This window comes from Geminisphaera colitermitum TAV2 (assembly GCF_000171235.2).
Classification (GTDB): Bacteria; Verrucomicrobiota; Verrucomicrobiia; order Opitutales; family Opitutaceae; genus Geminisphaera; species Geminisphaera colitermitum.
On sequence record NZ_ABEA03000163.1, the window covers coordinates 1 to 10,372 of the forward strand.

Sequence of the window (10,372 nt, forward strand, 5' to 3'; positions counted from 1 at the left end):
GATGCGCGGCTGCGGGCGGAACTGGCGGCGAGTGAGAAGGACAGGGCGGAATTGTTGATGATCGTGGACTTGGCGCGCAACGATCTGGGGCGCGTGTGCCGCCCGGGCAGCGTGTGCGTGGACGGGCTTTTTCAGTTGGAGGAGCATCCGACCGTCCATCATCTGGTGACGGGGGTGCGCGGGGAACTGGCGCCGGGGCGTGACTTGTTTGATGCGTTGCGGGCGGCGTTTCCGGGCGGCTCGATCACTGGCGCGCCCAAGATCCGGGCGATGCAGATCATCAGCGAACTGGAGCCGTGCCGGCGTCATGTTTACACGGGGGCGATCGGGTGGATCGGCTTCGATGGCGACGCGGATTTCAACATTGCGATCCGCACGATCACCTGTGCCCGCGGCAGGGCGTTCTACCATGCGGGGGGCGGCATCGTATGGGACTCCGATCCGGCGGCGGAGTATCAGGAATCGCTCGACAAGGGCCGCGCGATGCGCGCGGCCTTGGAGGGGTGAGCGTTATTTGGTTTTTGGGGACGAGCGACGGGTCCGCGGACGGCGGGAGGAGGCCGACGCGGGTTTGGTTTTGGTGCCCTTCGTTTTGGTGGCGGAGGTCGGATCGATGGGTTTGGCGCGAATCCAGATGGAGCCGTCTCCGGCGTCGCGTTCGAGCCACATGAAACTTTCTCCGACGGTGGTCAGCACTGGATCGGTGGGGGAATCGGTCGGGACGGGGGGAGGCAGGCCGGCGTTGATCAGGGTTCCCATAATCAGCGACTCGGGAACCTTGGCGCTGTCTGCCAATGCCGTGAGCGGGAGCGCGACGCCTTCTCCTCGCGGGGCGGGATGCTGCATCAGTTTGAGGGTCGCTTCGAGGAGGGTGTGGCTGGGCTTGGCTCCGTGCACCGGGAGGACGGGGGGCCATACGGGGAAGTCTGGAACGATGGCCGAGGGAAATTCGATTATCGGCAACGCGTTCTTGGGCGCGGGGGATTCCGTGGCGGGAGGTTCCGTGGCGGGGGTTGCGGCAGCAGGAGCGGAGGAGACTGGCAAATTGTCGCCATCGCCCGGTGCAGGTTTCGAATCTGAAATTTCAGGATTGCTGGAGGAGGCGTCAGGCGGGGAGGGCGCGTCAAAATTGAGCGCCATTGGCTCCGCGCTTGTCTCGGGCTGTGAATGGCTTGCATCAGCATCAGCATTGGGTTCGCTCGCGGGCGAGGGGGCGTCGGTGCCGGGTGCCGCGGTGATGTCAGGCGCGGGTGGCTCTGCGGCAACGGTGGTGTCCGTGGCGGCAGGAGTCCCGCCGTCTTCGGCGGGTGCGCTGGGGGACTCGGATTTGGGTTCCGAATTTTCGGATGCGGTTTCGGGTGTGGTTTCGGCGGCGGGGCGGTCGCGTTTTTCCCGCATGTTGATCCAGAAGCCGCCGCGGGTGTCTTTGTTGAGCCAGTAGCTGAAGCCGCCGACGTCGGTGAAGGTGGGTTTCTCGCCGGGTTTTTCCGGGGCGACGAGGCCGGAGTCGCTCAGCGCGGCAAGGAGTATGGGTTCGGGCTGTTGCAGCGCCTTGGCCAGATAATAGGTGGAGCCGGAACTGCCGGGGCCGCGGCGGTTGCGGCGGAGGAAGGGGCGGATGAGCTTGAGCAGCGTTTCGCCGGAGGGAAGCCCGGCGGTGACGATGGTTTGCTGGGCGGTTTGCTGGGCCGCCTGCAACTCGGCGAGTTGTTCGCGGCGGGCGGTTTCCGCGGCTTCACGGGCGGCGTCGCGTTCGGCGCGGCGGGCGGCGGCCTCGGCTTCGCGCGCGGCGTGCTCCTCGGCGCGGCGGGCGCGCTCGGCCACCTCGGCGGCGTGTTCCTCGACGAGAACGGCAACGGCGGGGTCCGCGGGATCAAGGCGGGTCGCCGGGGTAATCTTGAAGCGGGGGCGGGGTTTTTCGCGGGTGTTAAGGAATATCTGGCCGCGGTTGTTGCGGTTGAGCCAGTAGAGGTCGCCTTCGAATTCGAGATAGACGGGGGCGTCGTCCTCACCCTCGGGGAGCACAAAACCGCATTCTTGGAGCGCGCCGACGAGGTCGGCCTCGATCTGGTCCCAGCGTTTGGCGAGGTAGTCGATGGCGACGGACATGCCGGTGCCGCGCAGGTTCTTGCGCAGGTGGGGCTTTATGGCGTCGAAGAATGTGGGGAGGTCGTCTTCGGTCTCGCCGAGTTTGTCCCACTCGTTGGCGAGGCCGGCGGCCTCTTCGGCGAGGGCCTCGGGGTCGTGGTCCAGGTCGGTGTCACGAAGCTGGCGCAGGCCGTTGTTTTCGGCGGGTTCGGAGGGAGAACCCTCACCTGCGGGCGTGCCGTTGTCGGCGGAGGCCTGGACTTCGCCAGCGTGCTGGCGGGACATGAGCTCGGCGCGGAGCTTGTCGGCTTCGGCCTTGGCGGCGGCGGCAATCGCAGCCTCCAGGGTCCAGTCACGCAGCGTGGGACGACGGGCGAGGCCGTGAAAGGCAAGCGCGTTGTCGGCATGTGTGTGAAATTCAATGATCTCCCACTCGTCTTTGCCGAGTTGGTTGAGAAAGTTTTCCAGCAGGGCGGGTGTGGCGAAACCACCTTTGCCGCTGCTAATTGTCTTGTATTCCCAGAGGGCCATAAAAATCGAAAAAAATGTAAGGGCCGTGAACGCATTCCAGATGCGTCCCTGCTTGCCGAGATAATTTTCGATCTGCGCGAAGTTATTCCGCTGCGTTTTCCATTGAGTGGCCGGAGGCTTCCGCACAAGCCTTCACGCCTTTTGAGCAATTTCTTCCCGAAGACCTGAATACCAGAACCTGCCATGATGCCCGTTTTTGCCTCGGTTAATATTTTCAACGTGTTCAGCACCACCGATCTGGTTGGCCAGATCATCACCGTCTCCCTGGCTCTCAGCAGCTTGGTGACGTGGACGGTGATGTTCGGAAAATATTTTGAGTTGAAACGCATCCGCGAACTCAATCTGGCGTTTGAGCAGCGTCTGCGGGACGAGCGCGCCACGCTCGACTCCGCCACGGCCTACCTCCACCACCGGCACATCCCGTACGGAGACGTGTTTGCAGACGCGATCGACGCCTACCGGCGGGCCGGTGAAATCATCAGCGAACGCGGGGCCGACAGCGTGCGCACCCGCCTCGAACATTCGGAGAACGCCATCCAGCGCGCCATCGCCCGCCAGGTGTTGCGCTACGAGTCGAGCATGATCTTCCTCGCCACGGTCGTGACCGGGGCGCCGTTCATGGGACTGCTCGGCACGGTTTGGGGCGTGATGGAGGCGTTCACCGCCGTCGCCGGGCAGCAGACGGCCACCATTCAGACGCTCGCCCCCGGTGTGTCGGCGGCGTTGCTCACCACTGTCGCCGGTCTGTGCGTGGCCATCCCCTCGCTCCTCGGCTACAATTTTCTCCTCGGCAAAACCAAGCAGTTGACGACCGAAATCGAGAACTTCTCCAGTTCGCTCGCCGACCGCATCGAACTCGAAACGCAATAACCCGCCATGGCCCGGACCTTTCGCACACGCCGCTCAATGCACGCGGTCGCCGAGCTTAACGTCACGAACTTGATCGACGTGGCCTTCACGCTGCTGATCATTTTCATGATCGCCACGCCCCTCATCAACAATCAGGAGCAGACGATCCCGCTCAACCTTCCCGTCGAGTCGCAAAGCGAGCAGGCCAAGCCCGATCCGGACACGAAGTTTGTTTCCGTTTCCGTCACGATGGGCACCGGGGGGGGGGGGGCGGGCGCAGTATTACATCGGCGACACTCCTGTATCCTTTGAAACACTACAGAGACGGCTGGCCGAACTGGCCAGGGAGCGCAAGCAACCCGTCATGCGCGTGCGCGCCGATGGCAAAATCGACTACCAGCAAATCATCCGCCTTCTGGATGAATTGAAGAAAAACGGCCTCAACAAAATCAGCTTCGACACGCAGGCGGACGGAACACGCTGACGCGCTGATTGATGCGCGGACGCATCAATGCGAAAAACTGAAATCAGCACTCCGGCTCCGTTGAACGATGGGTCTTGTTTCAGCTTTCCAGCATTTCAGTTTTCAGCTTTTCTCCACGCCGTGAATCCCCGCTCTCCCAGTGCCTTCGCTCTCTCCACATTGCTTCATGTGGCGCTGGTTCTTGCGGTGTTGTATTTCAGCTCCATTTCGGCGCGGGAAAAAGCGCCGGTCGTGACGGAAACTTTCGAGGTCGTTGCCGGACCTGGTGACGATTACACATCAACCGCCGCCCCGAAACTGGGCAACCCGACGGGCATCGAGTTTGATGCTCCCGCCCCCTTGCCGGCTTTGCCCGCTCCGCCTGAGCCGGAGCCTCCCGCCCCCCCCGCCCCTCCCGCTCCGGCAACGCCTCCCGTTCCGGTGCCGGTGACTCCGGTCGAGGTGGCTCCAGCGGCGGTTGAACCCATCAAACTGCCGCCGATCAAGCCGCCAAAGCCCAAAAAAACCAAGGAGCCTGCCAAGCCGAAGCAGCCCGCGACCGACTCCCCGGCGGCGGACGCGACGCCTGCGAAGCCCTCGAATACCTCTGCGTCGCGCACCACGAGCTACACCGATTTTCAAAAACAAAACCCCGGTGTCGGGAAAAGCCACACTTCGCAGACGTCGCCCAACGCGCGGAGTGGAGCGAGCGCCGGTCCGCCGGTGACTGCGAGGAAGATCGACACCAAAGGATTCCGCGACGGACTGCGCGATGGCACCAGCACGACGAGCCGGGGCGCGGGCGGCACGGCGCTGACGCGGGCGGAGCAGTCGATACTCGACAGTTATTTCGCCTACGTGAAACAGCAGATCCGCAATGCGCACGAGAAACCGCCCGGATTGAGCGATTCGCTTTCAACAGACGTGGCGTTCATGTTGTCCGCGAGCGGCAACGTGTCGCAGGTGCGGATCGTGCGGACCTCGGGCAGCAATGAGTTTGACGACTCGGTGGTGGCGGCGGTCAAGCGGGTGAGGCTGAGGCCGCGACCCGACAACAAAAGCGAACTTCTGTCGCTGACGTTCAAAATGGTCGAGGAGCGGTAAGGACTCCCCCGGGAGGGCGGGTCTCCTGCCCCGCCAGACGAGTCTCGCGTCAGCGAGCCTCGCCCATCCGGAAGGCGCGGCTGCGCCGCGTCTGGCGGGTCAGGAGACCCGCCCTCCGCCAGAAACAGGGGCGCAGGTGAACGAAAATTCATTTCGTCTTCATTTTGCGTTAATGAGCCACGGGCAGGGTGGCGGGGTGCAATCGCACGCTATGAAACCTGTCACACCACCCGCTCCCGTTCCTCCCGCCGCCGCGTCCATGACCGCCGTTTCCCGGCTGTCATGCCTGCGCGATTTTTTGCGTGGAGCTTTCGTTTCCCGTCAGGGCGGCGCGGCAATTATCCTTGGCCTGTTTCTCGCCATCGCGCTGCTCACCCGGCTCGCGTTGCTCGTCAAGGCCGCGCATGTGCTCGACTGGAACCTGTCAATCGTCGCGGCATTTCTCGTCGGACTGGTCTTTGACCTCGGCGCGGGACTGATCGTGGCGGCTCCGCTCGCGTTCGTCCTCGGGGTCTTGCCGGCCCGCATCTTCAACCGGCGATGGGCGCGGATCGCCGCCCATGCGGTGCTGGCCGTGGTGCTTGGCGCGTTGTTGTTTGGCGCGGTGGCGGAGTGGTTTTTCTGGGACGAGTTCGGCAGCCGCTTCAATTTCATCGCGGTCGATTACCTCGTTTATACCAAGGAGGTCATCGGCAACATCCGTGAATCCTACCCGATGCCCGCAATCATCGCCGGACTCCTCGTGGCCAGTGTTGCGCTCACTTGGTTGCTCGCGCGCACCGGAGTCGTCGCCCGCTGGATTGACGCGCCCGCCGGCCCGGTGCGCCGCCGCTGGCTGGTCACGGCGGCGTGGCTTGGCTACATGCTGCTCGGTATCGCCCTGCTCGATACACGCCGCGTCCCGGACTTTGCCAACACCTACAACGGCGAACTCGCCCGCAACGGTCTCTGGTCCCTCTTCGCCGCCTTCCGCAACAACGAACTCAACTACTCGCAGTTTTACTCGACGCTCCCCACCGACGACGCCTTTGGAATCATCCGCCGCGAACTCGCTCACGACGGAGGCGTGCCGCTTTCGCTGCCCGATGCGCGGGATACCCTGCGTTTCATCAAAAATCCCGGCCCCGAGCTTCACCCCAACGTCATTCAAATCACCGTCGAAAGCCTTAGCGCGAAGTTTCTCGGCGCGTTTGCCGCCAATTCCCGCTCCGATCAAAAATCCACGCTCACCCCCAATCTCGATGCGCTCATCCCGCAGAGCCTGCTTTTCGAGAATTTTTATGCCACCGGCAACCGCACCGACCGCGGCATGGAGGCGCTCAGCCTCTCGCTCCCGCCCACGCCCGGCCGCTCCCTCATCAAGCGTCCCGCCAACGCCGGACTATTCACACTCGGCTCCGTCTTTCGTAGCCGGAATTACGATACGGCATTCATCTACGGAGGCTATGGTTACTTCGACAACATGAACGCCTTCTTCGGCGGCAACGGTTACCGCATCATCGACCGCGCCTCCGTGGACAAGAGCGACATCACCTTCGCCAACGCCTGGGGCGCATGTGACGAGGATTTGTTGCGCTGGACGCTCCGCGAAGCCGACGCCAGCGCCGCCTCCGGGCGCCCGTTCCATTACTTCGTGATGACGACCTCCAATCACCGTCCCTTCACCTATCCCGAGGGCCGCATTGACCTGCCTTCCAAAACCTCGGGCCGGCGCGGTGGCGTCAAATACACCGACTACGCCATCGGCGAATTTCTCCGCGCCGCCTCCACCCGGCCCTGGTTCAAAAACACCGTATTCGTGATCGTGGCAGACCATTGCGCGGGCTCTGCCGGACGCACCGCCCTTCCGGTGCAAAACTACCACATCCCGCTCATCGTTTACGCGCCGGGGGGACAAATCACGCCGGGCCGCGTCACCCAGCTAACGAGCCAGATCGACTACGCGCCCACGCTCCTCGGACTGCTCGGCTGGAGCTACGCCTCACGTTTTTACGGGCAGGATGTGCTCCAGCCCGGCGGCAGTCATCGCGCCCTCATCGGCAACTACCAAAAACTCGGCTTTTACGAAGACGGCCGGCTGATCGTGCTCAGTCCGCTGAACGGTGTGGACCAATACGCATATAACCCCGCCACCACCACGTTCACCCCGGAGCCCGCCGATGCCGCCCGGAAGGAGGAAACCATCGCCTACTATCAGACGGCCTCCTGGTTGTATCGCCATGGACGATACCGTGGAATCTCCGCTGTTGAGCAGGCGCGATGGAGCGCGGAACAAAAAACAGCGCAGGAACCATCGGCTGTTTTCCAGATGGCGCAGTCAGCTCATCCCGAAACGCACGCAGCTCAATGACTCCTCCCCCCCCCCCGCCGCTCTTCCGTCCGCGCGTGCTAGTCTGGTCCATTGTCGCGCTGGTCGCGGTCATCGCATTGTTTGACCTGACCTATCTGGACCTCGCCGCGCAGGACATGTTTTACAACTTCGACACCGGTCTCTGGTTGATCGACAGCCGCGCCACTCCCTCGTTGGGGAAGCTCGTTTTTTACAGCGGCATCAAGGCTGTCATCATTGCCTTTGCCGTGGTGCTCCTCGTCCTTGTCGTATTGCCTGATTCACTACGCGACCGGCTGCCGTGCCGGTTCGCCGCGTGGCGGCGCCGCGACATGCTTGTCGTGATTGCCACGCTCGCAACCGCCCCCCTGCTTGTGAGTATTGGAAAGGCGACTACCAACATTCATTATCCATGCAGCATCCAGCGTTACGGCGGCGACGTTCCCTACGTGCGTCTTTTCGAGCGTTTCCCCGACGATGCCCGTCCGCCCAAACGCAGCAAGGGGTTCCCCGCCGGGCACGCCAGCGGCGGCTTTGCCCTCGTGAGTCTCGCCGGGCTTGCCGCCACGCGCCGAGGCCGTGCCATCGGGCTCGCCATCGGTCTGGGCACGGGCTGGATGATGGGCCTCTACCAGCAAATGCGCGGCGTTCACTACCTCAGCCATACGCTCGTCACGATGCTCGTTTGCTGGATCGTGTTTCTCCTCTGGCGCATGGTGGCGGATGCCTTCAGGCTCCCTCGCCAATGAAAATCCTGATCGTCGAAGACGAGCGCAAAGTCGGCCAGTTCGTGGAGCGCGCCCTCGCGGAGCAACACTACACCACGCGCCTCGTCATGACCTGCGCCGCCGCGCGCGACGCCCTCGCCGAGTCGCCCGCCGATGCCATCGTCCTCGACCTCGGCCTGCCCGACGGCGACGGACTCGCGCTCCTCCGCGAATGGCGCGCCGCCGGGTTCAACGAACCGGTTCTCATCCTCAGCGCGCGCGACGCGGTTTCCGACCGCATCCTCGGCCTCAACCTCGGCGCCGACGATTACCTTCCCAAACCTTTCAGCATTGATGAACTCCTGGCCCGCGTCCGCTCGCTCCTGCGTCGTCACGCCTCCCCCTCCGCCAAAGTCACCGTCCTCGAACACCGCGGCATCCGCCTCGATCTCCTCGCCCGCACTGCCACCGCTCAAGGCAGGCCGGTGGAGCTGACCAATCGCGAATTTGCCCTCCTCGAACTGTTCCTCCAAAACACCGGTCGCGTCCTCACGCGCACCCTCATCGCAGAAAAAATATGGGAGGACTCCTACGACATGGAGACCAATCTCATCGACGTTTACGTCCGCCGCCTGCGTCAGAAATTCGAACCGTCCGCCTCCGACGCATTCTCGCCGCCCCTCATCAAAACCGTCCGTGGCACCGGTTACCAAATGACATGATAGTAGCCCGTGCCGCACCGCCGCCTTCAGTTCTTCAGCCTTTTCAGCCTTCAGCCTTTTATGAAAAACTCCTTTGCCCGACGCCTGACCATTCGCGTGGCCCTGCTCGTTGTTTCCACCGCGTTCCTCGTTCTTGTGGCCGGGGGCTGGCTGCTCAACCGACAGGGAATGCGCTCCATCGAGATCATGCAGGGCATCGAAGGCGAAGAACTCCGCCACCTGCTTGGCGAACTCGAAAACCCCACACCCGCGCAAATCAAACACCGCTTCGAAAACGAAGCCGATAGCGACATCGCACTCTATTTCGTCCAAGTCCGCAACCCGCACGGCGACGTCGTTTACCGCTCCGCCAATCTCGGCGAAGCCTTCATCCCGCCCGCTCCCGCAACCGACCGCCGCCATTGGACCTCGCAAGTCAACGGCGCCGGGGCCGTGCGCGTATCGGAGTTTATCGTCGGCTCCTGGCGTATCCAAGTTGGCAGTCCACTCACCCCCGTCACCCGCATCCTCCACTCATATGTAGGCATCAGCATTGCCCTACTCGCGGTCACTGCGCTGCTCAGCCTCGGTCTCGGCCACGCCTTCAGTCGTCTGACGCTCGCGCCTCTGCGTGACATCGAAAGCGCGGCCCGGCGCATCAGCGCGGACAACCTTGGCGAACGCATTCCCATGCCGCCCGGCCACGACGAACTCGCCTCGCTGGCCCGGCTGCTCAACCAAGCCTTCGACCGGCTGGAAACATCGTTTGGACAAGTGCGGCGTTTTTCCGCCGAGGCCTCGCATGAACTCAAAACCCCGCTCGCCCTCATCCGGCTCGATGCCGAGAAACTCCGCGCCCGCCTTGCCACGGCCCTTGCCGCCGATTCCGAATCCGAGGCCATGGTGGCCGACCTGCTCGACGAGACAACGCGCATGGGCCGCATCATCGAGTCGCTGCTTTTCATTGCCAAGGCCGAGGGGGGGGCGCTGGTGCTGGAACGACATTCGCAGGAGATGGCTCCCTTCGTGGCCGGGTTTGCGGAGGACGCCGCGGTGCTCGCGCAGGATCGCGGATTGCAGTTTCGTATCGGACGCGTCGATACAGGCGCGGCGTCCATCGACCCGCACCGCCTGCGCCAGCTCCTGCTCAACCTCGTGAGCAACGCCATCGTCGCCTCGCCGCCCGGCGGCGTCATCACGCTCGACGTCGTGCGCAGGGACAACGGCGTGGGCGGCAGCGGCTGGCGCCTGACAATGACGGACGAGGGCCCGGGCCTGCCGCCGGAGATGCTGGAAAAGATTTTTGATCGTTTCGTGCGTTACGCATCGGCAACGAGCGCCAGCGTCTCAACTGATGCCGACGCCCGTCATCGCGGACACGGTCTCGGCCTGGCGATTTGCCGCAGCATTGCCGAACTGCACGGCGGCACGATTCGGGCCGAGAACCGCGAAGACCGCCCCGGCCTGCGCATCGTGATGGAGTGGTGAGTCCCGCCAATTCAATTTAGAACGCAAAGGAGCCAGGACGTCAGGATCGCCCTCTGTCGGTGCTTCTTTGTCGCGCCCGCTCCGCTGGACGGGGGCAGGGGGGGGGGGGGGG

10 protein-coding genes are annotated in these 10,372 nt (G+C 63.6%); 9 read left to right on the forward strand and 1 reads right to left on the reverse strand.

Annotated features, from left to right (window positions below):
- The coding region (locus OBACDRAFT_RS18425) for an anthranilate synthase component I family protein (protein WP_043588165.1) at positions 1 to 507 on the forward strand (507 nt) is incomplete at its 5' end.
- A 3-nt stretch (positions 508 to 510) separates the two neighbouring features.
- Here the strand turns inward: OBACDRAFT_RS18425 and OBACDRAFT_RS18430 are convergent.
- The gene (locus tag OBACDRAFT_RS18430; RefSeq protein WP_081722188.1) at positions 511 to 2,619 is read right to left on the reverse strand and encodes a hypothetical protein; all 2,109 of its coding nucleotides are present in this window, start codon (positions 2,617 to 2,619) and stop codon (positions 511 to 513) included.
- A gap of 186 nt (positions 2,620 to 2,805) precedes the next feature.
- Between OBACDRAFT_RS18430 and OBACDRAFT_RS18435 the strand changes: the two genes are divergently transcribed.
- From OBACDRAFT_RS18435 to OBACDRAFT_RS18465, 8 genes are all read left to right on the forward strand, one after another.
- Entirely contained in the window at positions 2,806 to 3,489 is a 684-nt protein-coding gene (locus OBACDRAFT_RS18435) for a MotA/TolQ/ExbB proton channel family protein (RefSeq protein ID WP_232767389.1), read from the forward strand.
- A 6-nt stretch (positions 3,490 to 3,495) separates the two neighbouring features.
- Positions 3,496 to 3,780 (forward strand): ExbD/TolR family protein, encoded by a 285-nt coding sequence (locus OBACDRAFT_RS30880; RefSeq protein WP_269799082.1) that lies wholly within the window; start codon positions 3,496 to 3,498, stop codon positions 3,778 to 3,780.
- On the forward strand, positions 3,698 to 3,952 hold the full coding sequence (locus tag OBACDRAFT_RS18440) for an ExbD/TolR family protein (RefSeq protein ID WP_269799083.1): 255 nt from the start codon (positions 3,698 to 3,700) through the stop codon (positions 3,950 to 3,952). Before OBACDRAFT_RS30880 ends, OBACDRAFT_RS18440 begins: the two co-directional genes overlap by 83 nt.
- A gap of 120 nt (positions 3,953 to 4,072) precedes the next feature.
- A complete protein-coding gene (locus tag OBACDRAFT_RS18445) occupies positions 4,073 to 5,035 on the forward strand; it encodes an energy transducer TonB (protein ID WP_043588169.1) in 963 nt (320 codons plus the stop codon).
- 211 nt (positions 5,036 to 5,246) lie between these two features.
- A complete protein-coding gene (locus tag OBACDRAFT_RS18450) occupies positions 5,247 to 7,385 on the forward strand; it encodes an LTA synthase family protein (RefSeq protein WP_088179321.1) in 2,139 nt (712 codons plus the stop codon).
- Positions 7,382 to 8,113, forward strand: a complete 732-nt coding sequence (locus OBACDRAFT_RS18455; RefSeq protein WP_043588171.1) for a phosphatase PAP2 family protein — start codon at positions 7,382 to 7,384, stop codon at positions 8,111 to 8,113. Before OBACDRAFT_RS18450 ends, OBACDRAFT_RS18455 begins: the two co-directional genes overlap by 4 nt.
- Positions 8,110 to 8,793 carry a response regulator transcription factor gene (locus OBACDRAFT_RS18460; protein ID WP_043588173.1) on the forward strand — a complete coding sequence of 228 codons (684 nt, stop codon included), beginning with the start codon at positions 8,110 to 8,112 and terminating at the stop codon, positions 8,791 to 8,793. Before OBACDRAFT_RS18455 ends, OBACDRAFT_RS18460 begins: the two co-directional genes overlap by 4 nt.
- 60 nt (positions 8,794 to 8,853) lie before the next feature.
- Entirely contained in the window at positions 8,854 to 10,260 is a 1,407-nt protein-coding gene (locus OBACDRAFT_RS18465; protein WP_081722187.1) for an ATP-binding protein, read from the forward strand.
- The last annotated feature ends 112 nt before the right edge of the window (positions 10,261 to 10,372 follow it).